The sequence below is a fragment of the Paenibacillus sp. RU5M genome, from assembly GCF_900221055.1.
GTDB classification, from domain to species: Bacteria; Bacillota; Bacilli; order Paenibacillales; family Paenibacillaceae; genus Paenibacillus; species Paenibacillus marchantiae.
This window is the reverse complement of record NZ_OBQM01000009.1, coordinates 224,584-250,089: the sequence shown is the minus strand read 5'-3', so window position 1 is coordinate 250,089 and position 25,506 is coordinate 224,584. Positions and strand designations below refer to the sequence as shown.

The window sequence follows — 25,506 nt, the reverse complement described above, 5'->3', positions numbered from 1 at the left end:
CAAGGGAATTCTGGAGATAAAGGGTTAATTTTCCTACAAAAGACCTAATTCATTTTATTTCAGTGGTTTGAAAGATAAGTATTTAGTCCTTAATTTACACTTTTTTGCAAATGGTACAGATTGGTGGGAAACACGAGTTGTGGGGGGATGATAAATCTTTTATACTGAATGAGTGACTGCTCTTTGAAGAGGGGGATGAACGTGAAGGGAAAGATTGCCCTCATAACGGGAAGTGCCAAAGGTCTTGGTAAAATGACGGCTCTCAGTCTGGCGGATCAGGGTTGCCATATTGCTCTCAATTACGTACATAGCCGTACGGAAGCTGAGGCGTTACAGACTCAGATCATAGCCAAGGGTGTGCGGTGTATTGCCATTCAGGCCGATATTTCCAAGACAGAAGAGATCACTATGCTCGTTGCTCAGGTCGAAGAGAAACTGGGCAGCATTGATATTCTCGTGAACAACGCGGGTCCTTTTGTCCGTGAACGTCGACTGTTTGCCGAGTATTCCGAAGATGAGGTTCAGATGCTTGTGCAAGGAAATCTGCTTGGACCGATGCTGCTGGATCAGCGTGTATTGCCGGAGATGCGGCGCAAGCAGTGGGGACGAATTATACATTTTGGCTTCAGTCATGCAGGAGAAGCGAGGTCATGGCCTCATCGGGCGGTTTATGCTGCTGCGAAGGTAGGTCTGGTTTCATTTACAAAGACACTTGCTGTGGAGGAAGCTCCCTACGGCATTACGGTTAATATGGTCTGTCCAGGTGATATTCGCGGTGCCAACAAAGAGAAAACGATTGATGAGATGGCAGGTATAACCGACGAGGAAACGCCGAGAGGACGTCCTGGAAGCGGTGAAGATATTGCACGGGTGATTACCTATCTGTGTCTGGATCATTCCGATTTTATAACAGGTAACATTATGGATGTATCTGGAGGACTTGACCCGATTCGTCCTAACATACAGCGTGAGGATGCATAGCACAAAAAAAGAGCCCTCCGCTTCATGTGAAGCGAAAGGCTCTTGAGGTTTATTTCGTGAAGGATTGATTAGAATACTTGTACGACTTCTTCAACACCCTCAACTTCTTCGAGAAGGGCGCGTTCAATCCCGGCTTTTAAGGTAATGGTGGAGCTTGGGCAGCTGCCGCAGGCACCGACCAGTTTCAGCTTAATAATGCCGTCCTCCACGTCGACCAGTTCCACGTCACCGCCATCGCGTTGCAGGAACGGACGAAGTTTGTCAAGCACTTCAGATACCTCATCATACATGGTGCTTTGTGCGTTTTCGCTCATTTTTTTCAACTCCTTTCCTCACTATAGTATATTACAATTGGCCACAAATTAAAATGGTCAAACAAAGCAGGTGAACCTACATGAGACCGATTATTGAATTTTGTGCCAATAATATGCATTTTGGCACAGATGAAGTCATGGATCAACTGGAAGAAAATCCAGACTATGATGTGATAGAATACGGCTGCCTCAGCAACTGCGGCCAATGTTACATGACTCCATTTGCACTGGTGAATGGCGAGCTTGTCATCACCGACAAAGTGGAGGATTTATATAACGCTATATTGGCCAAAATTGCCGAAGCCGATGCCTGGGATGAGCTGGATCTCGATTAACCGAGATGACGCTTGGACATCCAGAGCACGCCGCTTTTTAGAATACGTGGCACACGTCCCATCATGGACGTTTTGCCCATCAGCCCAAATCCAGCCTTCTTGCCGAGTGCACCGAGTGTGCCACGAAGCTTGAGTGGCTGCGGATTGGGCTTTTCGCCTTTCCAGAGGGCATGCTGAATATGGGCGATTTGTTCACCCTGTACTTCGGCAGCCTGACCGCTTGGTGCATAAGGAACGCTGGCACAGTCACCTACTACATAAACATCGGTATATTCTGGAATTTGATAATATTCGTTCAGTACGACACGACCTTGTGGATCCTTGGTCACATCGAGATCCTGTACGACTTTTACGGGCTGAATGCCGGCAGTCCAGACTACCGCATCCGTCAGAATTTCTTCATCCCGGTTGAAAATGGCGTTCGGTTCAAGTCGGGAAATGGCAATATGCCCACGTGTCTCGACCTGATGTTCACCAAACCATTCATGAACATAAGCGGACAAGCGCTGCGGAAAAGCGGATAATACACGTTCACCACGGTCCAGGATGCTGATGTTCAGATCCGGTCTGCTCTCACGAAGCTCGGCAGCGATCTCGACGCCGCTCAATCCACCGCCGACGATATGCACGTTACCATAAGCTTTGACTTCGTTAAGACGAAGGTAGGTTTCCCGTGTTTTGCTAAAGCTTTGAATCGTACAGCTATATTCCTCGGCTCCCGGTGTATTGTGGAATCGGTCTGTACATCCAAGCCCAATCACGAGCTTGTCATATTCCAACGGGTCCTGTCCTTCAAATTCAATCTGACGCTGTTCCAAGTCAATCGAAGTTACTTCTCCGTAACGATAAGTGACTTTGTCGCTGACTGGAAATTGGATACGCAGGTCATAATCGGATACGGTCCCTGCTGCGAGTGCGTAATATTCAGTTTTCAATCCTTGGAAGGGACTGCGGTCCACCAACACGATTTGTGTATCTGACGGGATCTTTCCTTCCAGAAGTTCCTTGATAATCGTGAGGCCACCGTAGCCGCCTCCGAGAATGACGAAATTTTTCATGACTCGGCTTCCTTTCTGCATCAGTCCCGTGTGAACGGGGCTGTAACCTGTGGAGCAGCTATGCAATAACATAGCTGCTCCTGTTTTTTTAATCTGGATTTGAAATGATTGAAAATGGGCATTTAAAATTACAGATATGTTTCAGTAATCCGCACCACTCCATGCCAAACGCTCCCGAGTTGAATGAAAGTCGCTTATGGGAATGATGCTCATACTACATGCTATTCGTACACTTGAATTTCATTGTAGAACGTATCACGTTCAACCGGAATGCGTCCAGCACCCTTAATTAACCATATAAGCTCTTTGCGGGTGAGGCCTTCAGGCGTTAGTGCGCCTGCTGCATGACTAATCCGTTCGCGAACGATAGTTCCGTGTGCATCTGAAGCACCGAATCCAAGGGCGACTTGAGTCAGCTGTGGACCGATGTTGATGAAGTATGCTTTGATATGATCGATGTTATCCAGCATCAGACGGCTGATCGCAATCGTTTTGAGATCCTCGTATGCGGAGTTACGACGCATGATGCTGGCGTTTTTGCTTTTCGGCTGCATGGAGAGCGGGATAAATACCATGAATCCGTTGGTCTCATCTTGCAGTTCACGAATTTGTACCATATGGTTCACGCGATCCTCATAGGACTCAATGGATCCATAAAGCATCGTGGTATGGGTACGCATGCCCAAATGATGAGCAGTACGGTGCACTTCCAGATAACGGTCAACGTTCGCTTTGTTTACACGCATTTTTTTGCGGTATTCATCGGACAGGATCTCAGCGCCGCCACCAGTCAGTGATTTCAGACCTGCTTTTTGCAGTTCTTGTAGGACTTCCTTGATGCTTAGTCCGCTGATGCGGGTGAAGAAATCAATCTCGGCAGCCGTGTAGGCTTTCAACGTAACGTCCGGATATTTCTCGTTTAAAGCACGCAAGGAATCGACATAATATTGAAAAGGGACATGGTTGTTATGTCCGCCTACAATATGGAACTCGCGTACACCTGGGTGAATATGCTGTTCTACGTAATCGATCATTTCTTGACCGGACAACGTGTAAGAGCCATCTTCGCCCTGATCTTTGCGGAAGTTACAGAAAGCACAGTGGGCTTCGCATACGTTGGTAAAATAAAGGCTCATGTTTTCAATAAAATAAACTTTCTTGCCATTCTTACGCAGGTTGGCCTCATTGGCCAGTTGGCCCAAAGTCAGCAGATCATCCGTTTCATACAGATAAACGCCGTCTTCTACGGTCAGCCTTACGCCGTTCTGCACTTTCTCAACGATTTCAGCCATTCTTTTGTCTGTGAACGGTGTTACCAATGTAGACATTTTGTATCCTCCTATTCTTAACCGGAATCGAGTTGTGTGTAGGACTTACTTACAGAACTACATAGAAAAGATGCGGTCATCTGCCGCTTCTTATATGGACTAACTCTTATTTACCCGGTGCAGCCTATGCTGCGTACGTAAAGCTGATTTTTCATCAAAATGAGTCTTGTGACTCTATATGCATTGGGGACTGCGTACAGTCTCGAAATGTGAAAAAAATTACAACTCTATATATGACCATCGCCTGAATAAGTCATGACAAAATATCGACATTTCAAAGCGATCACCTACTCATTATAAACCTCGTGTCCCGGGGGTTCAATACACTGGGAAGAAAAAGGAGTTAAGGGGGAACGCGGAAACAGGCAAAGATGACTTGAGCCCCTTGACGGGGTGGAGTATAATTTAAAGAAGAGTTAACGAAAGGTTGTTCAAAAAGTACGCCTTTGATTACGAAGGATGCCTAGCGGCATCTCAGCGTCGAATATGGGATTCAGCCGAAATGTCCGTTGCTCACGTAGTTTTGCCTACGCTCCGCTACTCCATTTCTATCTTCATCCCATCTTCTTGGTACTGAAAAGCGCCCTTTTTGAACATGATTATATATGAAAAAGGAGAGTGACCTGGCATGATTAGCATCAGCGAAACGGCTGCAGACAGATTGAAAGAAATGCTTGAGCAGCAAGAGACACCTGGTATGTTCTTGCGTCTTGGCGTAGCACCGGGCGGTTGTACCGGATTTTCGTACGCCATGGGCTTTGACGATAAAGAGTCCGATGAGGACCTCTATATGGATATTCAGAACATGAAGGTTGTTGTAGAGAAGGAAAACCTGAAATATTTGAATGGACTGGAAATTGATTTTGAAGAATCCGGCATGTCCGGTGGTTTCACCATTCACAACCCGAACGCAGTGGCAACATGCGGCTGTGGCTCATCCTTCCGGACGAGAGAAGAAGCAGGCGTACCGGATAAAGATTGTTAATATTTGTGAATTGCGGCCTCTATAGCGGATTAGTCTTGTACTAAACACGTTATGGAGGTCTTTTTTTTTTGCGTGGTGGTTTGGTATGTATTTTGGTTGTTCATATTAAGAGGGCACCTGGACGCTTTTTTATAGAGAGGTGAAGTTGACAAGTTATGTTGTAACTAATATAGTTACATTATGAAATTTAACAGAACCTAACCAAAGGAGAGATTATGATGAAGATTGGAATTATTGGCGCGACAGGCAAAGCAGGGAATTTGATTTTGAAAGAAGCGTTGGATAGAGGGCATGAAGTGACTGCGATCGTTCGTAATGCATCCAAAGTGGAAGATAAAAGTCTGAACGTACTTGAAAAAGATGTATTCGACCTCACGGCAGAGGATGCCAAATCATTCGACGTGATCGTCAATGCTTTCGGTGCTCCAGCCGGTAAAGAGAATCTGCATGTGGAAGCAGGACAAGCCTTGATTAACATTCTGAAAGAGGCGCCGAATACTCGTTTGATCGTTGTTGGTGGTGCAGGCAGTCTGTTCACAGATGAAACTCAAACCTTGCGTGTTGTAGACTCCCCTGGATTCCCTGATGCATACAAAGCAACAGCGACCAACCAGGGTAAAAACTTGCAGGATCTGCAAGCTTCTTCAGGTATCCAATGGACGTTCCTGAGCCCGGCGGGATTCTTTAATCCAGAGGGTGTACGAACAGGCAAGTACGAGTCTGGTAAAGATCTGATTCTGGTGAACAGCGAAGGAAACAGTTACATCAGCTATGCTGATTATGCCATCGCTTTGGTCGATGAGATCGAAAACCCGCAGCATAAGAACGAACGCTTTACGGTTGTAGGCGAAGCGAAGTAATTGAATTGAAGTTGAAGATGAAAAATGGACGCCAATCATTATACTGATTAGCGTCCATTTTTTTCGTATGAAGTTGAAGCTCTAAAATCCTCGATGCTAGGAAGGTGTAACGTCATCTGTATTTGGATTTTCTATCAATTCTACGGACTCTGCCGACTCCATACTTTCAACACCATCTACAACCTCAACGAGTCCTACAGCCAATGTAGTGACTGCCGCAGCGGCAATTAGATTCTTAGCCCCGAGCTTGACTCTCTCCATGTCCTCGTCTTTCATGCCGACAACAACATCTTTGCCACCGTTATACACATACTTAGCTGATACCACTACACCTTTAGCTGTATTGGAAACAGCTCCTCCAATATCGGCAAGTCCGGCGTCTAACGTTGTGTTGTCTTTTCTGATCACACCACTCGCCATATCATATGTACCGCTGGCAAGTTGTCCTACGGTTTTCCCTGTATTAATCGTAGCTTTTTCTACGCCATTACCAATTTCTTTAATGAATGGACTGCCTGTAAGTTCTCCAGCCACTCGGACAGTGCCGCCGAGTACTTTTCCGGTAACTTCTCCAGCAAACTGACCCAGTTCTTTTAAAAATCCCATATATTCCCCACCTTTGAAATAAGGTTGCACATGTGCTGTCTGAATTCTATATCTTATATTATATAAGTATATGAGCGATAAGACTATTTACGTTCAGATTCATCAAGCGTTCCTAATTAAAATGAAACCAATTCAACGAATTCGATCTAACTGAGTTGAAGAAGCAAACCACCTAGCCTAGCTTAAAGCATCCAACCCAAACAACTCACTACAACTCTCAAAAAAAGGCGCTACTCCCCAACGGAAATAGCGCTTTTCTTTTTACTACCCCAAATTCCTACTTAACACATTTTAGAAGTGTCTCATAAGCAGCCAACGTAGTGAAGGGAACGGAATCGATTCTGAAGAAGCGGTAGCGTTCGCCTTTATCCCCGGATTTTGTCCTATGAAATAGGACATTCAAAAAAATCCGGGGATAACAGCGATCAGAAGAACGATCCGTACCCGTAACGGCCACCTACTGCTCACCAGTCACTTATCCCCGTGTTTAGTCGATAAATCCTTCCAACATTACGGTCGGCAAGCCGTTAGACTGCCATGCACCTTTGCTGTAACCACCGTTGTAGCCCGGCGTTGCTTCAGGCTCCCAATAGAATACGCCTTTACCTTTGCTGTTTGGCAGGTTGCGGAATTGCGTTTTCATCGCTGCGACAAAACTTTTACCGGCTGCTGGTTGCGTATTATCCATCCCGATTTCCGATACGATAATCTCCTTGCCATACCGGTTGATCAGATCCTTGGCATTGTTCACAGCATTGGTGACAGCCGTGTTCCAGCCGGAAGCGGAAGGATAGAGGGACATGGCAATCATGTCAAAGTTGGCACCGTTATCGATCAGACCACCGATATTCCATACATAGAGGGCATTATCATCTCCGCCCGCCAAGTGAACGATTGTTTTGGTGCTGGTGCTGATGGATTTTACGGCATTATGGCCCGTATTCACCAGCCACGCATAATTTTTCATGTTGGTGGATGCTTTTCCATCTTCCCATAACATGCCGTTGCTTGTTTCGTTACCGATTTGTACCCAGTCCGGGGTTACGCCTTTGCTCTGCATGGCCGTCATAACTTCACGCGTGTGATTCCATACAGCATCCATCAGCTGCTGGAACGTGTAGTTTTTCCAGGCTGCAGGTTTCGTTTGTTGACCCGGGTCAGCCCAAGAATCACTGTAGTGCAGGGTCAGCATGACACTCATACCTGCATTTTTGGCACGCAGGGCCAGAGCAGCTGCACGATCTTTGTTCATGTAACCGTTACCATAATCGTTCGAAGGATTAACAAAGACACGAATACGAACGGAGTTGATCTGGTAATCATTTTTCAAAATATCAATAATATCACGCTGTACGCCGTTTTTGTCTTTCCATTTGTAGCCTTGCGCTTCCATCCCGGGCACCCAACTGATGTCGGCTCCTTTGGCGAAGCTCGGTGCTGCACTGGCATGCTGGCCTGCGGGCAGCATAATGGAGGTGAATAACAAAACAAAGACCAGAGCGATGGATGTTTTGAAACCCCTTACATTTTTGAACATTACAATATGCCTCCTCGAATATGGGTTGAGTTGCAACCTAATTATAGCGAGCATTGTTTACTCAGCTATAGGGTCCATTTCCAATATTTTGGTTGTTTTTTCAACCTCTCCCCAAAAAAGACAAAACAAAAAGCCGTCCGAAGACGGCTTTTCTACCCGTGGCGCTTTTTGAAACCTTGATCCGTATCCCGCGCCTCCACCAGAATCAGTTAATTTGAGCTAGTGGATCGGGTAAGGGACACGTTCAACATGTGATTGGATATGTTGACGCACCTCCTTTCCTTGTGCCAAGAGTATACATCACTCTTTTACGGAAAGCTAGTCTTTTTTTTCATATTTACGAAAAATTTATTTTTCGGTTTGGAACATCGTGATATCCCGATCATAATGACTCTTTGTACCGTTATCGTTGCGAATTCTCACGCTGTCTTCGCTGATCTGCTCTACGATGCCGCGACCAACTTCACAATATACGCCAGCTGGATCTTCCTGCCATGCGGTTACCGTGCATTGGGATAGTGCAGCCGTGAAAAACTCTATATTTTTTTGTAACGTTCTAGGTTTATTCGATTTCATTATATACTCCTTTAACAAAAACAATTTTAGAATGTGGACAGCAACCGGACATTTTACACTGTAAATCACTTTACTCTGTCTCCTGCTCTTTGTAAAGGGATGGAAAAAGTTATCGTCATGAGGTATCATTTACATAAATTTTACATAGCGTTTACACTACGCTGACGCTTGTAGCCAATCACGAATAGTACAATTATATTAGCATCTATAAAAATTGAACTAACATTTACACGAGAACGGAGAGGACAGAAAAAAACTGTAGAAGCGAAGCGTTCGCCTTTATCCCCGGATTTTCACTTTGAAGAAGGAAATCAAAAAATCTGGGGATAACAGCGATCGGAAGGTTGTTCTGTCATCGGAGTGGCAAGTGTAAATACTCTTTAGTTCAATTTATCTAACCAAGAATAGATATGTAACAAATTCGGAGGCCATACATGCATAGAGATGTCAAAACAGGTAACTACGTTAACCGTGATTTAAGTTGGGTAGAATTCAATCGTCGTGTGCTTCAGGAGGCGCAAGATCCAACAACACCTCTGCTGGAACGCATGAGGTTTCTTGGTATTGTCGCCAGTAATCTGGACGAGTTCGTAAGTGTAAGGGTAGCGGAGACGAAAGAGAAGATCAAGGCTGGATTTACGCAAAAGGATTTTACGGGCTACACCCCTGCCGGATTGTACCGTAGATTGATTAAACGAACGGGGACCATGGTCGCCGAGCAATATAAAACCTATCGGGAGCTCATTCGTCTTCTCGCCAAGAAAGGCGTGAATTTCCAGGAATATACCGATCTGAATATGACCCAACAGCGAGCAATGGACCAGTATTTTCATGAGATCATTTTCCCGGTTTTAACACCGATGGCTATCGATTCGAGCCGGCCATTCCCACTGGTACACAATAAATCTGTATATCTGTCCGTGATGCTGCAGAAGGAAGAAGAGCAGGAGGGCGAGCCATTTTTGGCTATCGTTCAGGTGCCTTCCAATCTGCCGCGCGTAGTTCAGGCGCCTTTAAGGGCGAATAGTAAAAAGAAAACGTTCATTCTGATTGAAGATCTCATCAAACATCATATTCATACCTTATTCAGCGGATATGTGCCGCTGGCTGTACAGGAATTCAGAGTGACCCGCAATGCGGATCTTTCTATTAATGAAGAAGAAGCTGAGGATTTGCTTGAGGCGATTGAGAAGGAGCTGCGACGCAGACGCCGGGGAGCACCGGTAAGACTGGAAATTTGTAAGGATTTTCGCCCGGATGCGTTGCTAGAGTTGCAGGAAGAGTTCGATATTCAAGACCCTATGTATGAGATCGATGGACCACTGGATTTGAGCTTTCTGGCCGGGTTTGTAGATAGTCTGGAAGGCTTCTCTCATTTGAAATATAGTCCGGTGCAGCCTGTGTATCCTCTGGAGTTCCTTCCTCGGGAAAGTCACTTTGAACTGCTGCGTAAACGGGACGTGCTCGTGCATCATCCATACGAATCGTTTGAACCGGTAACGGACTTTATTGTGGAAGCTTCGGAAGATCCGCGTGTGATGGCGATCAAAATGACGTTATATCGGGTGAATGGGGATTCCCGTCTCATCCCCGCACTGGCTCATGCAGCTGAGAGCGGCAAACAGGTGACGGTTGTTGTTGAATTAAAAGCCAGATTTGATGAAGAACGGAATATTGCATGGGCCCGCACGCTGGAGAAGTCAGGTTGTCATGTCGTATATGGATTGGTCGGATTAAAGACTCATGCCAAGATTATTCTCGTCGTACGCAGGGAACAGAGTGGTCTGAGAAGGTACGTGCATGTTGGAACAGGTAACTATAATGAAAGTACGGCCAAAATATACACTGATGTAGGACTGTTTACCTCCAATCCCATCATTGGTGAGGATGCATCGGAATTGTTTAATGAGATTACCGGATATTCAGGACCCAAAGCGTTGCAGGCATTCCGCGTCGCCCCTGACGGCATGAAGGATGAACTGTTCGCGCTCATTCGTCGGGAAAGGGAGCATGCCTTCAAGGGAAGACCGTCCAGGATTATTGCCAAAATCAATTCCTTATCCCATCAGGATATCATTGATGAATTGTATCTGGCATCTCAAGCTGGAGTACAGATCGATCTGATCGTGCGCGGTGTATGCTGCTTGCGTCCCGGGGTAGAGGGGCTTAGTGAGAATATTCGGGTGATCAGCATCGTGGACCGGTTTCTGGAACACTCCAGACTGTTTTATTTTGAAAATAGCGGGAATCCGGATGTGTATCTATCCAGCGCAGACTGGATGACCCGTAATTTGAAGCGGAGAATAGAACTGATGTGTCCCGTGTTTGATCCGGAGTTGAAGAAGATGCTGGTCGATATATTGAATCTGTCGCTCATGGATAATGTGAAGGCAAGAGAGCTTATGCCTGGCGGCAATTATGTTTTTGTACAAAATGAAAAGCCCCCGCTGAGAAGTCAGACGGAGGCGATGGGCATTATTCCCTGGAAGCCTGCTGAATGGAGTGCGTTAACGTAACTCCCCAAGCTTCCTGTAAATCCTTGACGGCATCGTCAAGGCCACTGAGTTCCAGTAACGGCTCGGCTGTACAGATGAATTGTATCTGCAGCGAGTCGTTTTCTTTTGCCGCCTTTATGGCGGTTATACTTTCAGATCGATTAATCGCTTCAGTCACGCGCAGCAGAGAGCCCAAACGATGGGCATGCCGTTCGTCCGAATCCTTGAGAATGTCCTTGTGCTTATGCAGCAGCTGGGGCGTTCTTTTTTTGGGATGATAATCGGCTGCAACAGCACTCAGGATGGTCTCCCGGTGAGATAGTCCGTAGATGCTTGCATTCATGATCCAATAAGCCGAGTGCTGGGGATACCGGAAGTAGTTAATCTGTTTTCCAGCCATGTGCAGCATGGAGACCGTATACAGAATTCGGGCATCCGCTGGATCGGGAGCATTACCTTGTAGGGCAGTATACAGAGTAAGCGCATCATGATGAATCCGATTCAGACGTTTCTCCGGAATGGGTGGACCAAAATGAATGAAGTTGCGAATGCTGTCCCGCAGCGCATCTGGCACGACTGGCTTACCTTCAGCAAGGAGATCCCTTAGCAAACCATCGCGTAATCCCGCTCCGCTCACGACATAACGATCCCCTTGGATGATTCGGAAGACCGTCCGCAATATGAGTACACCTGGAACAATAATATCGGCACGATCCTTGGCCAGTCCGGGTACTTTCTTGCGCTGTGCCGAGGTTAGATGTGGCAAAGAACGAGCGATATTTTCCATCTCTTCTGCACCGATTTCATAATGATGCGTAACCGGTAGTGAATATTGTGTTCTCTTCTGCTCCACTTTGGCCAGTGTACGCATGGTGCCACCAAGTCCAATAAGAGGTAGTCCGGGATGTTGTCTGATCCAATCCTGACCGCTCAATGCCTGTATAACTTCATTACATAGTGCAGCCGCATTTGCCTCAGTCCACTGATCTTCCCCACCATAACGGGCATGAGAGTTAACCGCACCAATAGGCAGAGAGATGCTGTGCAGTCTTTTTCGATTACGGAATACAGTGATCTCGGTACTGCCGCCGCCAATATCCACGACATAACCATCCGCCAGATCAATCGATTGAGTGACACCTAGGAAACCGTAATAGGCTTCCTGATCACCGGATACACATTCGATGGTAAGTCCCGTCTCGGCTTCCAACCAACCTATAATTTCTGGGGCATTACCTGCATTCCGAATGGCAGCCGTAGCTGCAGCCCGGATAAGCTTGGTTTGATATGCTTCGCAAGTAGCCCTGAATTGTCGCAAAATCGTAATGGCCTTATCCAGTGAATGTCGCAGGATGGTTCCGTCTTGTTCAACCACATTGCTTAGACGAGCGGCATATTTGTCTTCATGAATGATGCGATAGGCTCCATCCTGGTCGAGTTCATAAATAACCAGACGAATGGAATTGGAGCCGATATCGATGATTCCGAGTATTTCGTTATGTGTCATAAGCATCTCCTTCTACAGAGGTTAATCTACCCGACTTTTAGCAAGGCAGCCATGGCTTCCGGTGAACCCGGAGGCGTCGAGGAGAAGGGCGTGGTCAGCATGACCACAATGATGAAGACGATAAAGCAGGCAAACAGAATACAACTTACAGCAAAACCGCGATTGCTTTTCTTCATAAACAGTCGAATACCTGTAACGAATAGAAGTACCGTAATGGCTACCAGAACGATAGAAATTGCAAAATAGGCTACGCCATACAGTGATTTGAAAAATGATTCCATGTCTTCTGAACGCTCCTTAGATCCTCATATTTAAGCCTCTCCAAACCATTCCTTAGTAGCATACGATAGATTGATGCGTTTGAAAAGCAAACCAGGCGCCTGTTCCGGCCTTGAACCAAGCTGATGGACTATATCAACGGAAAAGGGGCCCCAGCCTTGGACAGACATCCAAGAAAGCACGGCTTCTGTTGAGTATGTATAAGGAAGGACTATTGTTCACGAAAGGAGATCAACCCATGTCGAGACAGCTTGCAAGCAAATGGCTGAAGACAGCGGCGCTGTTAAAATATCCGGTAGCTGCTGTCCACATTCCACAGACGAAGGCGTTCAACTCGGGGAATCTGCTAAACATGCTTAGTCATTATGGAATGGTGTATATCAAACCTATTGTCGGTGGTGGAGGTTACGGTGTCATTAGAGTATCAGCAAGCGGAGGAGCCTATCGTTATACTCATATGAAGATAACCCGTTCATTTACTCAGTTTGATCAGATGTACCGCTCCCTAATCCGTGTAAAAGCCAGACGGAGATACCTTATTCAACAAGGCATTCATCTCGCAACCATTCAAGGCAGACCAATCGATTACAGAGTCAAAGTTGTCAAGACGGAAAGAGGCTGGGTATTCCGTTCTATGGTGGGACGGCTCGCTCGTCCGGGACTTGTCGTGACCAATCTTAGCAAAGGAGGGACGATGCTGTCCGGTAGGAAAGCGCTCGCTCTGTCCTTACCTCATATTTCCGGTAAACATAAACGTCGCGAGATGCGTTCACTGACACTCACCTGTACACATATCATGGAAAGTCAGTTCCCAGGTGTGGGGCAGCTCGGCTTCGATTATGGACTGGATCATTCAGGCAAGATATGGATTTTGGAAGTGAACACCAGACCGCAATGAAAATGGTGACAAAAGCTAAAAAAATCCAAAGAAAATCCGATAGTAATATAGTAGGAAACTAGATGGAAAACGTTTGAAATTTAACAATTAAGGGTAATTTACTCGCATCAACTCTTGAAACTATGAATTTATTCTAAAAAAAATGCTCTGATAATCGTTCTGTTCGGTAAGCTACGATCCTGTGTATAAATACTGTCCACACTATCCACGTTGATCAATCAACATTTTTACCATTTATCAACAAACTATACACAGGATTTCCACATAACGTTGTGGATAACAAGAACGCTTGTTCTCTTTATAAATCTCTGATATGATAGTTTTGAGGAAAAAAAAGGAAAGGTTGTGGCGGGAAATGGCTATGTTATCCGATGAGATGTTGTTGGATTCCTACCATAAGGCGATTGAGTTGGATCTCGAACGAGATTTCATCGCACTGCTGTTGGCAGAAATCCATAAGCGCAAACTGGGTACCGACGTATCTGCCATTCTTCACTAGAGATCCTCATTGCAGGCAATGCTACAGGTTTCCGGACATGTCCCATAGATTGACAGGCCATAGCGTGCTTGTCTGACAATGGTGACAGTACATCATATGATTGCAAACGTTTTCGGCTTCGTCTGCCGTGTCAGAGGAAGTGTGAATGACGTAGGGGCTGTATGGTCCGGTGTAATCGTCCAATTTGCCGCATTCTGACAGTCCCTGAAGGCAGTGGGGACAAGCCTGCTCCGGTACAACCAGACCGTTACACAGCGGGCATATATAAGACAAGGGTATCCCTCCTGATGTTCAATTCATTCAGGAGTAAGATACCCTTTTTTGTGTCTTTTATGTTCTATATGATTCCATAAGGAATTAGCGCTTCATGTTACTGCTGTGTCCCGGGGACAACTTAGCGTCTGGGTCGAAGTAAACCTTGGCATTGTTCACTGCGGTTGGTGCTTCACCGAATCCGACAGCAATCAGCTTCAGCTTGCCTGGATAAGTTGTAATATCTCCGGCAGCATAGATACCCGGAATCGAAGTTTCCATGCGGGAATCGACCACGATGGAATTGCTATCAATTTCGATGCCCCATTCTGCAATAGGTCCCAGGGAAGAGACAAAGCCGAAATTGACGATTACATCATCGACTTCAATTTCCTGTGTTTCCTTGGTTTTAACGTGAGCCAAAGTAACTTTGGTAATGCTGTCCTCACCATGAAGCTCCGTAATTTCGGTAGGTGTAACGATGTTCACCTTGGAATTCATCAGGTTTTCGACACTGTGCTCATGCGCGCGGAATTTGTCGCGGCGATGAATCAGGGTTACTTGCTCAGCGATTGGCTCAAGCATAAGCGCCCAGTCTACAGCGGAGTCACCGCCACCGCTGATCAGTACTTTTTTGCCTGCAAAGGCATTCAGGTCACTGATGAAGTAGTGCAGATTGGTTTTTTCGAATTTGGCCGCACCCTCAAGCTCCAGACGACGGGGTTCGAATGCACCCACACCTGCAGTGATAATTACGGCTTTGGCGTGATACTCATTCACATCGGTTTTTACGACGAAGTGACGTTCTTCTAATTTCTCTACGGATACAACCTTTTCCTCAAGACGAATGTTCGGGTTAAAATGGCTCATTTGCTCCACCAAGTTATTCACCAGCTCCTGAGCGGTAACTTTCGGGAACCCGGCTACATCATAGATGAATTTTTCGGGATAGAGGGCGGCAAGTTGTCCACCAAGTTGTGGCATACTTTCAACCAGAGTAACAGATGCCTGACGCATCCCTCCGTAAAACGCGGCGAACAGACCCGCAGGGCCGCCACCAATAATAAGTAAATCGGTCATGTCATGACCGGCAGTTTGTGCAGTCAAGAATCAACAACACCTTTCTTATTTTAATAGGTAGTTAACAGAAATAATAAAGCCGGGTACGTATGGTAACCAGCGTTTGTTGCTGAACTGTCTTTCTCATTATAAACGGTGTAAACTGGGTTGCAAAGTTGGCAGTTTGATGAATCTGGGAACAATAGATGAAGATCAGGTGAGAATAGGATGAAATTGGAAATGAAAGGTTGTGAAAAATAACAAAAAAAACCTTGATCTTTGCCAGAAATACAGATATCCTTGACCTGTACTATGTGTTTTTTTGTCTAATTTAGCCCCAATTTGTAATGTGAAGACAATACCCGCGTTTTGTTGAATCTTGTGTATAATTTCACAATTTTAATCGATAACTTGCATGCAAAAAGTTCAAATAAATTCGCGAAGTTAACATTTGTCGTCATAATGGATAAGACCTCATCAATATGGGTAAGTAAGAGCCTTTTTACAACAAAACAATCGAATGGCTGATGCGAGCGAAACTGGAAGGGGTATAGACATGAGTAGTATTCCCAAAATCGTCATCCTCGGCGCGGGCTATGGCGGGATTCTGACAGCCCAGCGGCTGCAGAAGGAATTGAACTATAACGAGGCCGATGTCACATTGGTGAACCGGCATGATTATCATTATATCACTACACATCTACATATGCCGGCAGCCGGCACAGATACCATTGAACATGCAAGGGTTCCGATTTCGAAGCTGATTGACGAGTTCAAGATTGATCTGGTCAAATCCTCGGTGAAGGAGATCCGCCTGCAGGATCGGAAGATTATTCTGGAGGATGGCACGTTATCCTATGATTATCTGATTATTGGATTGGGTGGAGAACCGGAGACCTTCGGTATTCCAGGCATGCTCGATCATGCGATGACAATTCGCAGCATTAACTCGGTCAGAATGATTCGCGAGCATATCGAATATCAGTTTGCTATGTACAAAAACGATAATAAACGTAACCGCATTCGTTTTGTTGTGGGTGGGGCTGGCTTCAGTGGTGTCGAATTCGTGGCTGAACTTGCGGATCGCATTCCTCAGCTTTGCAAGGAGTTCGACGTGAATCCCAAAAATGTGCACATCTATAATGTGGAAGCAGCGCCTTCAGCTCTGCCGGGCTTTGATCCAGAATTGGTTGAGCATGCAATGAACGTGTTGAAGAAAAAAGGTGTTACTTTTAAAATCGGTGTTCCGATCAAACAATGTCTGCCAGACGGAGTCATTGTGGGTGAAGGAGAAAAACTCGATGCAGCAACGGTCGTATGGACCGGCGGTATTCGTGGGAATGCTCTGCTTGAGCAGGCAGGTCTTGAAGTGATGCGCGGACGGGTGAAGGTCGATGAATTCCTTCGTGCCCCAGGGCATGAGCACGTCTATGTCATCGGTGACAATTCCCTCGTGTTCAACAACGAAGGGCGCCCATATCCACCAACAGCTCAGATTGCGATGCAGCAAGGTGTTAACTGTGCCAAAAACGTTGTCGCTGCCATCCGCAAAAAGCAGCCTCAACCTTTTGTGTTTACAAGTAAAGGTACGGTTGCGTCACTGGGGAAAGGTGAAGCTATCGCCGTCGTAGGCGGTAAGAAATACAAGGGATGGAAGGCGGCTCAGCTGAAAAAGCTGGTGGATCTCCGGTACTTGTTTATCATCGGTGGCATTCCTTTGGTTCTGAAGAAAGGGCGGTTTTTTGGATGAGACATTGCAGTGTTCAGGTCAGAGGATTACTCACACGCGAAGAACTGGATCGTTACAACGCCCTGATGCAGGTTGGCGGTTATCTGGAGGAACAGGATCAGTATGATCTGGCTTATATCGTTCAGAAGGAAGTTGATATTCTCATTTTGCCTGCCATTGAGCGGCTTAAGGAGAAGGGACGTGACCGTGACCGGGCAACGGCTGAGTTTTTGGAATCTCTGAAAGCGATTGATGAAGAGGATCAGGATTAAGCATTCACGTTATCCCAAAGATCATGAGTCATCCATTTATTATTGAACATTTCATATTCATTCGAAAAAGTAAAAGCACCGCTGATCCTCTCCTTAATGGAGGTATCGCGGTGCTTTTTGTAATTTATCCGATTTACAGCTTGAGCATCTCTTCCAATGTTCCTTCGTTTAGCAGGCTTCCTACATAGAAAGAGCCGAATTCGCCATAACGGGCACTGACTTCATCAAAACGCATCTCGTAAACGAGCTTCTTGAACTGAAGTGCATCATCCGCAAACAACGTAACGCCCCATTCCCAGTCGTCGAAACCAACGGAACCGGTAATGATTTGTTTCACTTTGCCAGCGTAACTGCGACCAATCATGCCGTGGCTGCGCATCATCGTACGACGCTCGTCCATCGACAGCATGTACCAGTTGTCGTTCAGCTCGCGTTTTTTGTTCATCGGGTAGAAGCAGATGTATTGCCGCTGTGGCAGGACCGGTTTGAGACGGGCGATAATTTCCGGGTTCTGCATAGGGTCTTCGCCCTCTTTGCCAAGATAATTGCTCAATTCCACTACACTGACATAAGAATATGATTTGGTGGTGTACTGGGCAAACATCGTTTTGTTAAACGCGTTCTCAACGGCTTTCAAATCTTCCAGCGTTTCACGCAAGTGCATCATGACAAGGTCAGCCTTCTGTCCCACAACGGTATAAACGGCAGTGCTTCCTTTGGATGAATCCTCTACTGCTTTCCATTCCTTCCAGAATGCCTGAAGCTCGTCCAGTGCTACGGCGCGTTCCTCATCATCGGCTGCTTTCCAGGCGGCCCAGTTAATCGAGCGGAAGTCGTGCAGAGCGTACCAGCCCTCCAGTGTTGATGCGGCTTCGTTCATTGAATTGATTCCTCCTGCAGGTTATATTTCCAAATCCCGGTAAGGGACGGTTGAGTACTTTATCGTCTTCATTGTATCCCAACAGGAAGCAGAAGGGCAAATGAAGAGAAGGTGAATATAGGGAAATTTGTCCAGAAAGTTCGTTGCTTCGCCACATTTTTTGCGGTACACTATCTACTATCCGTAGTAAGAGAAACCGAGTCAGTGAAAGAAGAGGTGAACGTCACCCGATGCAGTTTATACCTGTGCTGGTATTAATGGTGTTATTTTTCGTTATGATGTTTGGTATCGGTTTCATTCTGAATATGCTGATGAAGACAACCTGGTTTCCTTCCTATCTGTTCATTATTGTCATTCTGCCTGTCGTCGTGTATTCCTTATGGGATCATACGGCATCGTTGATGTCGCATTTGGGTTCTTTCCATATTGTAGACTATATGACGGGCGTAGCTGGACTTGCTGGAGCGGTCATCAGTGGCTGGGCCATTCGCAAACTTCGTCTGGGTGGGTACAAAATGTTTTAATCGGCTAGCCAATTTGGCAGCAAACGCTGGACTGCATTTTCCGTAAAGGTCTTGCCTTTGTCGTAAACGCTTACGAGTGCAAAGGGAAGGCTTTTTGGCATGCATCAAAAAATTGTGCATGATAATGCGGACATGTCTCATATATATCTGGATAACATTTCTCCATATGTTTACTTGTGTTCTAAGGCTGTAGCTTTTATAGTAATCTAGCAACTCTGCGAAAACGTGAATGCTGTCGACCTAGGACGAAACGGAGCGAGAACAGGTCCGTTTTTTACCTGTTTTTGAGCATTTGAGGATCGGACATTTATGATAGAATAGATAAACATACTTTTGGGGAGAAGGAGATCAAGCTATGCGCATGAAGAATTTGCACCATTATACTGAACATCATCGCTACTGCGTATACAGGGAGTTTGGACTTAGTGCCCTGGATGACCGCATGCTCACCGGAGCGTATCAGCCAATGGTAGGTGCCTTTGCGATAGGCTTGTATCGACTGCTATTTCAGCATCTTCCCGGTGAACAGGTCGGTTACTCGCCGCTTGAACAGCAACGGAGGCTGTTCATGACGTTGGGACTCGAGCCCAGCGAGAAAGGGCGCAAGTATTTGGTGGAGCAGGCATCCAAGCTTGAAGCCGTTGGTTTGCTTCAGACTTCTCGGCTGTATATTCCGGAAAATGACGATTACATTTATGAATATGAGCTGCAACCTCCGCTCTCTCCGGCAGAATTTTTCCGTACACAGCATTTGACACTGTTGCTTCGTGACAAAATCGGCAAGTTCGCCGTACTCTCACTACGTTCCGGTTTTTCGGCGATAGAGAGCGGTGACGCGCCTTACCCAGCAGCGAATAAAGAGAATATTTCCGTTCCTTTTTACGATATATTTGAATTGAATACCCATGTCATTGATTATGAACTGGAACAAGCGTTGTCGGAAGTTTCGACTTCGGCCCAGCGCAGCGGGATAAGTGGTGCGGCCGAAGAGAACAGCCTGAATTATGCCGACATTATATTGCGTTTTCCGCGTGAGTCGGTCAATCGCCGTCATGTGGAGCAATTGCGGTTCGATCACGAACAGCTCGACATTGTGAATTATGTGGTGAACAAGTTCAATCTCAGCGTACAGGATGTATGTCGTTTGTTGGATGAAGATGATATCTTTAACCCACAGGGGCAGCTGGTGCTGGATGATCTTCAACACAAGGCAAGCCTGCAGTTCAGACAGACCAAGAAGCGACATGAGCAGCAGACGGTGCAGGCAGCGAAGGTTGTTGCTCTCAGACAGCATATGGAGGAGCCTGAGCATAAAGAGGATTCCGGTGAACCGCCTGTCGAACATGTGGTACAGATGGAATACTACGTCGAAGTGCCTCCGCAATTTTCGACCAAGTGTGATATTCATCAATACAATATGATGCTGCGTAATGAGCCTTACACACGATTGCTTCAGACGTTCTTCCCTGGTGCCGTACCGGACAACCTGGTGGACATTTTTGAGAAGATCGACCTCAGTTACAAGTTGCCTGGTGAAGTGATCAATGTGCTGATTCATTATTTGATGGCATTGCTTGTATCCGGCGGTGAGCAAAGAATTAACCGTAACTTTGTTGAGGCTATTGCCTCCAACATGCTGCTCAAGCAGGTGAATTCCTATGAGAAGGCGGTACAATACATTCGTGACCAAGCTAAGGTCAAAGGCAAACAGGCTGCTGGTGCAGCTGGAACCCGTTCCCGTACATACGGCAAAGGAACCAAAGCCAAACCCGAAATTCCGATTGTACAAGACATAGGCGCCGACGGCGATGCCGTATCCGAAGAAGAGTTTGAAGAGATGATGAGGTTTGCCCAGCAGATGCAGGCAAGCAAACAAAAGGGAACTTCATAATTTTCATAATATACATCCAAAAGGCGAGTCACCTAAATTAAAGGAGACTCGCCTTTTATTCTTTCAAGAAAAGAGGGGGACTCCCGATGGCGAAATGGGATAACATGCTGTCCATGCTTTGGATGCTGCGATCCGGAAGAAAGCTCACCGCCGCTCAGATCGCAGACAATTTGGAGATTAGCGTCCGCACCGTGTACCGATATATCGACGCATTATGCGCAAGTGGCGTGCCGGTCGTTGCGGAATCGGGCCATGATGGCGGTATTCGTATTCTGGAGAGTTTTAAGGAAACGCCATTGTTCTTCAACTCTGTAGAGTTGAAGGCACTTGTGGATGCGTTTAAATTTGCCCAAGGTGCTGGTTATCCGTATGTGCAGGAGCTGGAGTATGCGTTGAAGAAGGTGGAGAACGGACTGCACGAGGAGCAGCGCCACGATCTGTCTCGCCAGCAGAGCAGCTTGGACGTCGTTTCTTCAGCGCGTGCACCTTCTGTAGTTCCGTTGTTGCGGGACTTGGAACAAGCGACGAAAGACGGGCGAACGGTCCGTATGGTCTATCGCAAAGCGAATGCGGAGCAGGCTGACGAACGTGAAGTCGATCCATATGGGCTAGCGTATGACCGAAATGAATGGTACGTTGTCGCGTTCTGCCATCGGTCGCAGGCGATGCGGACGTTTCGCGTCGAACGAATCGAACAGCTGGAGTCAACCGAAGCGAGGTTTGACAAGCCGGAGTCTTTCTCTGCGTCCGCGTTTTTCTGTGAGCAGTCCAACCAGAGACGGGAGGCAGATGGGCCGTTAACCGTTATCCGTATCGAGGGACAGTCTGACACGCTTAATGCGGTTTGCAACCACTGGCATCTGCGCCACTATTTGACGGAACGAACCGATCGGGAGGCACGGTTTCTGATCGATGCTCCGACGATGAACAAGTACCTTCCGACATATCTCCTGACGTTCGGCACGGCCATTCGCATCCGCGAACCACTGGAGTTGAAGCGGCGGATTCAGGAAAAGGCATACGGTATCGCCAAACATTATGAAAACGATCCGAATTGAAGTTTGCTGACAACATTTGTCAGCGAACTTGTTATATGATAAAGACACAGCAGCGGCAGCCAAACCATGCGAAGAAGGGAAAGGTGAATTCATTGATGCTTCAACAACCATACCAACAGTATGACTATCATGTTTGGGCAAACGATCGATTGTTTGCACACCTGGAGCAACTCCCGGAGGAGGTATTCCATGCGGAAGTGACGAGCGTGTTCCCATCTGTATCACAAACATGTGCGCACATGTATTTGTTCGAACAGCTCTATATGCTCGTGCTCGCGGAAGTTCCGAACGAGGAGATCTTCCCGAAAATCTCGGGCTGGACAGAGGAAGCGCAGGGTAAAACTGTGAATGAGATGCAGGAGCTGTTTGGCCGCGTTGCTGAACGTTTCCGCGATTTACTGCGGAATACGCCTGAACCGGACAAGAAGATGACGATCGAGCATCCGAAATACGGTAAAATGGAAACACGTTTTTCCGACATCCTGCAGCATGTTGTCAACCACGGGACGTATCATCGGGGCAATGTGACCGCGATGTTGAGACAGCAAGGTTACACCGGTGTGCCAACCGATTATATATTTTATTTGTTGGAACAGCAGAAAGTTCAAGGGTAGTGCCAAACATAAATTAGGCCCTTTCGACTTCCTGTAGGGAAGCGAAAGGGCTGGATTGATTTCTTGTGAATCTTTTATCGCAGAATCGTCGTTGCTTTATTGCCAGCATAATCTTCGATAACGAGCTTCAGGGAGCTGGTGCTGGATGCGGGAGTGAATGTCAGCTCGCTCAGCTTCGTTCTGCCCCGAATGATATAAGGGAATTTTTGCGAAACGTAAGTTACTCCGAATTCGCGTGGCACCTCATTTTCATAGATATAGATTTTGTACCAATCCTCCAAATCAGGCAATGCGAGGGTATACTTTCCATCCTTTACCGTAACCTTTTCCTTGGCATATGGTGTAATCTGAGTATCTGCCAGTTGTCCAGTCGTTGTGACTGGATTCTGTTTGCCAATGGCAATATCCAGGACGTAATGTTCGCCATTGGTCGGAAGACCTGTCAGAATGGCAGACTGTTTTCCTTTTTTGACCTGAAGTGTCTTGGTGAAGGGTTCCTTCGTATACTCCGTTTGGAGTGTAAGCTGGATCGGATCTTTACCTGGGTTCTTCTTCGGGTTTTTCCAACTGACAATAGCATCGCCATTGTTCTTGAATTTCACATCAATGTCCTGAACAGCTGCATTCAGACCATAGGACAGGACAGTTGCTTCACTTTCGGTACCATCTGCGCCTACAGCACGAATGGACAGTTCGCCAGCGGGATGTTTGAGCGATTTAATATAAAATGTGGAGTCATACACGCCGCCGACATAAGCGCCGTTCTCATACAGATTATATTGCTTAACCTTTGAATAGTCCTCGATATCCCATTCGACAACCAACTCATCGGTGTTGGTCAGTGCTTTGGTAATATGGAATCCGGTTGGAGCATTCGGTTTGGCGGCAGAACCGTCGGATATACGAATTTCACCAATGTTCATCTGATATTTTTCAATCGTAGTACCATTAGGGTCGAAGGATAGACCAAAAGCTGCGACGGTCTTCCCTTGGTGTGCACTTAGATCGAGTGAAGTAGTCTTCCAGCCTGCCGTGTGCTGACCTGAATCTGGCACTTTGACTTTGACTACTTTGGTTGGTTCATCCTCAAATATCAGTCCGACATACATGGAGGAAGCGTCGTTGACAGACGGTTTATTATAGGTGAGTTCCAGTTTGGATTGGGCGTTGATCGACAGATCCGTCTTGTACAGACGTAGGAAATTGTCCGCATTTAGACTTCCGTTCACCACAAGAGAACTGCCGCCAGTGAACGCACCAACGGAATCATACGTATAACGAGCACCTTTTTCATAGGTTGGACCATAGTCAAAATCAACAGTGAGTTTGTCACCTTGACTATCCATCCACCACTGCCAGGTGACTGGGATATCCTGAATATTAATATTGGACCATTCGGTTGCATTGGAGACGGTTCCGCCCTCATAATATTTCAGACCGTGGCCTGTATTGAAATTGGTCACAAAATTGGAGCCGTGAATAACGGAGCGTTCGGTGAGATAAGCGGCGATGCCGTCCCACTTTGCACCAGAAGCATACACATCGGACAGATCGACGGATGCCGTACGGCGTGCGTTGGTTGGGTCCTGATTTGGACCTGACCACCAAGCGCGGTCACGAACAAAGGTCATCCATTGGTACTCATCATCGGCTCTATGATTCGTGCTGCCATCGCCCATTTCTTCATCCAGGGCATTATGGGTAAAGTCAGCACCAAGTGTTGCAATACTGTTCATCGGTTGACCGTTCTCGTCCAGATTGTTACGCAGATCGTAGAGCTGCTTCCAACGGCCAAACTGATCATTCCCACCTTCGACACCGGCAAATACCGTTTCCAGTGGGTCAAGTCCCAAACCTTTGGCATGATCGCGCGAATCACGCAGCATGTCATGGTTCCACACGTAATTCAGGAAGATCGAATCCGAGACTCTGCCTAAAGCAGAATCTTGCACAAAAGGACTGTTGAGTCCATTAAACTGGTTCTGGTATTGAATTTTGCCCGTTGTATTGATGGTGGAGTCATACCACTGAACATATAGTCCTTCGTTTCTTAAATATTTCATGAATTTCTTGTAGGAAGCGATGTCTTCAGGCGCAACGCCTTTGGCAACCTCTTCCTGATTGAAGAAGTATCCGTCGTAATTATAATACTTTGCCATCTCGACCAGCTTTGCAGCGACAGGGAAGTTCCCTTTTTCATCCTGCACAAGCATCTGCTTGTAGGTTTGTGGTCCACGATCATTGTCTGAGAAGAAGATGTTGGCGATGGAACGGACACCGTTTTTGTGTGCAGCATTGGTGTAGGCCGGATTCGGAATGTTCAAAATGCCAAACTCAAAGTACTTTTCCGTCCATTCCTTATTGGGGTCATACAATTCCTCAGGCACGCCAGCAGAAGCCATACCATGCCAATAGCTATAATAGTCTGTGTACTGCCAATAATTAAAGAGGTACTCGCTGAATTCATTCGTGTAAGGGGTGCTATCGAAGAATGAATTGCCATAATCGCCACTCATCGTAAACAGCTGGGTGTCCGGGCTGAGTTCGGGATAAGCCTGCGTGGCCGCAAAGGCATCGTTACGTGGTTGCAAAGGTAAATGAGCACGAAGCAGATCACCATGGATATCACTTTCGGGGGTCCACTTCAGAATCTGGGCAGCGGTGTAGCCATGCTGATAAGGCTGATTTACTCCCTTGGCGCTGTCACCTGTGTAAGGAAGCGTGTCTCCGGCATAAACGGATGAGGCAATGACTTGTCCAAGCAGAGCCGAAGTGAGAACCATTGCGGTTACTTTGGGGATAAGGCCTTTGGGTTTGTGTTTGCGTGTCATGTTGTTCCTCCTTCAAGTCGAATGAATGTAAGGTATTCTTTTACACAAAAATAAACTTATGGTTAACGATAGGGTATGAAAGCATTTTCAAATAGGGAGAAATTAAAGAAAGGAAGGTATAAACTAAAGAAAAGTTCG

Annotated in this window: 25 protein-coding genes; 13 read left to right on the top strand and 12 right to left on the bottom strand. The window is 46.5% G+C overall.

What is annotated here, in order from left to right; all coding sequences use genetic code 11:
* Positions 1-201 precede the first annotated feature (201 nt).
* The gene (locus CRO25_RS24120) at positions 202-981 is read left to right on the top strand and encodes an SDR family oxidoreductase (RefSeq protein ID WP_072735488.1); all 780 of its coding nucleotides are present in this window, start codon (positions 202-204) and stop codon (positions 979-981) included.
* A 68-nt stretch (positions 982-1,049) separates the two neighbouring features.
* Here CRO25_RS24120 and CRO25_RS24115 read toward each other — a convergent pair whose 3' ends face one another.
* Positions 1,050-1,295, bottom strand: a complete 246-nt coding sequence (locus tag CRO25_RS24115; protein WP_024632664.1) for a NifU family protein — start codon at positions 1,293-1,295, stop codon at positions 1,050-1,052.
* Between the two features lie 80 nt (positions 1,296-1,375).
* Here CRO25_RS24115 and CRO25_RS24110 point away from each other — a divergent pair, with 80 nt between their 5' ends.
* A complete protein-coding gene (locus tag CRO25_RS24110) occupies positions 1,376-1,630 on the top strand; it encodes a YuzB family protein (protein WP_063566116.1) in 255 nt (84 codons plus the stop codon).
* Here the strand turns inward: CRO25_RS24110 and CRO25_RS24105 are convergent.
* A complete protein-coding gene (locus CRO25_RS24105; protein ID WP_063566178.1) occupies positions 1,627-2,688 on the bottom strand; it encodes an NAD(P)/FAD-dependent oxidoreductase in 1,062 nt (353 codons plus the stop codon). The genes CRO25_RS24110 and CRO25_RS24105 overlap by 4 nt on opposite strands.
* 221 nt (positions 2,689-2,909) lie before the next feature.
* Positions 2,910-4,016, bottom strand: coding sequence for an aminofutalosine synthase MqnE (gene mqnE / locus CRO25_RS24100; protein ID WP_063566115.1), 1,107 nt, complete (start codon positions 4,014-4,016; stop codon positions 2,910-2,912).
* A 628-nt stretch (positions 4,017-4,644) separates the two neighbouring features.
* On the opposite strand from mqnE, the gene CRO25_RS24095 reads away from it, so the two are divergent.
* Together CRO25_RS24095 and CRO25_RS24090 are read left to right on the top strand one after the other, a co-directional pair.
* Complete coding sequence (locus CRO25_RS24095) at positions 4,645-5,001, top strand: iron-sulfur cluster assembly accessory protein (RefSeq protein WP_063566114.1); 357 nt, start codon at positions 4,645-4,647, stop codon at positions 4,999-5,001.
* Between the two features lie 218 nt (positions 5,002-5,219).
* The gene (locus CRO25_RS24090; protein WP_079696673.1) at positions 5,220-5,861 is read left to right on the top strand and encodes an NAD(P)-dependent oxidoreductase; all 642 of its coding nucleotides are present in this window, start codon (positions 5,220-5,222) and stop codon (positions 5,859-5,861) included.
* 96 nt (positions 5,862-5,957) lie between these two features.
* On the opposite strand, the gene CRO25_RS24085 is transcribed toward CRO25_RS24090, so the two are convergent.
* The 3 genes from CRO25_RS24085 to CRO25_RS24075 all read right to left on the bottom strand — a co-directional run bounded on the left by CRO25_RS24085 (position 5,958) and on the right by CRO25_RS24075 (position 8,580).
* On the bottom strand, positions 5,958-6,467 hold the full coding sequence (locus CRO25_RS24085; RefSeq protein ID WP_064635715.1) for a hypothetical protein: 510 nt from the start codon (positions 6,465-6,467) through the stop codon (positions 5,958-5,960).
* Between the two features lie 487 nt (positions 6,468-6,954).
* Positions 6,955-7,935, bottom strand: coding sequence for a glycosyl hydrolase 53 family protein (locus tag CRO25_RS24080; protein ID WP_231952713.1), 981 nt, complete (start codon positions 7,933-7,935; stop codon positions 6,955-6,957).
* A gap of 417 nt (positions 7,936-8,352) precedes the next feature.
* Complete coding sequence (locus CRO25_RS24075; protein WP_072735535.1) at positions 8,353-8,580, bottom strand: hypothetical protein; 228 nt, start codon at positions 8,578-8,580, stop codon at positions 8,353-8,355.
* 434 nt (positions 8,581-9,014) lie between these two features.
* Between CRO25_RS24075 and ppk1 the strand changes: the two genes are divergently transcribed.
* Entirely contained in the window at positions 9,015-11,096 is a 2,082-nt protein-coding gene (gene ppk1 / locus CRO25_RS24070; RefSeq protein ID WP_063566111.1) for a polyphosphate kinase 1, read from the top strand.
* Here ppk1 and CRO25_RS24065 read toward each other — a convergent pair.
* Both CRO25_RS24065 and CRO25_RS24060 read right to left on the bottom strand, forming a co-directional pair.
* Positions 11,056-12,582 carry a Ppx/GppA phosphatase family protein gene (locus CRO25_RS24065; RefSeq protein WP_079696672.1) on the bottom strand — a complete coding sequence of 509 codons (1,527 nt, stop codon included), beginning with the start codon at positions 12,580-12,582 and terminating at the stop codon, positions 11,056-11,058. The two genes, ppk1 and CRO25_RS24065, sit on opposite strands and share 41 nt — an antisense overlap.
* Before the next feature lie 26 nt (positions 12,583-12,608).
* Positions 12,609-12,863, bottom strand: coding sequence for a hypothetical protein (locus CRO25_RS24060; protein WP_063566109.1), 255 nt, complete (start codon positions 12,861-12,863; stop codon positions 12,609-12,611).
* Positions 12,864-13,099: 236 nt separating this feature from the next.
* Here CRO25_RS24060 and CRO25_RS24055 point away from each other — a divergent pair, with 236 nt between their 5' ends.
* Positions 13,100-13,759, top strand: a complete 660-nt coding sequence (locus tag CRO25_RS24055) for a YheC/YheD family protein (RefSeq protein WP_079696671.1) — start codon at positions 13,100-13,102, stop codon at positions 13,757-13,759.
* A gap of 355 nt (positions 13,760-14,114) precedes the next feature.
* On the top strand, positions 14,115-14,258 hold the full coding sequence (locus CRO25_RS24050; RefSeq protein ID WP_024632651.1) for a sporulation histidine kinase inhibitor Sda: 144 nt from the start codon (positions 14,115-14,117) through the stop codon (positions 14,256-14,258).
* Between the two features lie 21 nt (positions 14,259-14,279).
* Here CRO25_RS24050 and CRO25_RS33085 read toward each other — a convergent pair whose 3' ends face one another.
* Both CRO25_RS33085 and CRO25_RS24045 read right to left on the bottom strand, forming a co-directional pair.
* Positions 14,280-14,531 carry a hypothetical protein gene (locus tag CRO25_RS33085; protein WP_072735483.1) on the bottom strand — a complete coding sequence of 84 codons (252 nt, stop codon included), beginning with the start codon at positions 14,529-14,531 and terminating at the stop codon, positions 14,280-14,282.
* Positions 14,532-14,615: 84 nt separating this feature from the next.
* A complete protein-coding gene (locus tag CRO25_RS24045) occupies positions 14,616-15,590 on the bottom strand; it encodes an NAD(P)/FAD-dependent oxidoreductase (RefSeq protein WP_211754064.1) in 975 nt (324 codons plus the stop codon).
* Between the two features lie 535 nt (positions 15,591-16,125).
* On the opposite strand from CRO25_RS24045, the gene CRO25_RS24040 reads away from it, so the two are divergent.
* Together CRO25_RS24040 and CRO25_RS24035 are read left to right on the top strand one after the other, a co-directional pair.
* On the top strand, positions 16,126-17,319 hold the full coding sequence (locus CRO25_RS24040) for an NAD(P)/FAD-dependent oxidoreductase (protein ID WP_024632649.1): 1,194 nt from the start codon (positions 16,126-16,128) through the stop codon (positions 17,317-17,319).
* On the top strand, positions 17,316-17,570 hold the full coding sequence (locus CRO25_RS24035) for a hypothetical protein (RefSeq protein WP_072735482.1): 255 nt from the start codon (positions 17,316-17,318) through the stop codon (positions 17,568-17,570). Before CRO25_RS24040 ends, CRO25_RS24035 begins: the two co-directional genes overlap by 4 nt.
* 133 nt (positions 17,571-17,703) lie before the next feature.
* Here CRO25_RS24035 and hemQ read toward each other — a convergent pair whose 3' ends face one another.
* Positions 17,704-18,450: a hydrogen peroxide-dependent heme synthase gene (gene hemQ / locus CRO25_RS24030; protein ID WP_079696670.1), complete on the bottom strand. Its 747-nt coding sequence runs from the start codon at positions 18,448-18,450 to the stop codon at positions 17,704-17,706.
* 230 nt (positions 18,451-18,680) lie between these two features.
* Between hemQ and CRO25_RS24025 the strand changes: the two genes are divergently transcribed.
* The 4 genes from CRO25_RS24025 to CRO25_RS24010 all read left to right on the top strand — a co-directional run bounded on the left by CRO25_RS24025 (position 18,681) and on the right by CRO25_RS24010 (position 22,537).
* Entirely contained in the window at positions 18,681-18,974 is a 294-nt protein-coding gene (locus CRO25_RS24025) for a YuiB family protein (RefSeq protein ID WP_053783239.1), read from the top strand.
* A 355-nt stretch (positions 18,975-19,329) separates the two neighbouring features.
* Positions 19,330-20,865, top strand: a complete 1,536-nt coding sequence (locus CRO25_RS24020; protein WP_079696669.1) for a helicase DnaB — start codon at positions 19,330-19,332, stop codon at positions 20,863-20,865.
* Positions 20,866-20,951: 86 nt separating this feature from the next.
* The gene (locus tag CRO25_RS24015; protein WP_079696668.1) at positions 20,952-21,923 is read left to right on the top strand and encodes a YafY family protein; all 972 of its coding nucleotides are present in this window, start codon (positions 20,952-20,954) and stop codon (positions 21,921-21,923) included.
* 95 nt (positions 21,924-22,018) lie between these two features.
* Entirely contained in the window at positions 22,019-22,537 is a 519-nt protein-coding gene (locus CRO25_RS24010; RefSeq protein ID WP_079696667.1) for a DinB family protein, read from the top strand.
* Between the two features lie 74 nt (positions 22,538-22,611).
* Here CRO25_RS24010 and CRO25_RS24005 read toward each other — a convergent pair whose 3' ends face one another.
* The gene (locus CRO25_RS24005) at positions 22,612-25,368 is read right to left on the bottom strand and encodes an endo-beta-N-acetylglucosaminidase (RefSeq protein WP_079696666.1); all 2,757 of its coding nucleotides are present in this window, start codon (positions 25,366-25,368) and stop codon (positions 22,612-22,614) included.
* Positions 25,369-25,506: the final 138 nt, after the last annotated feature.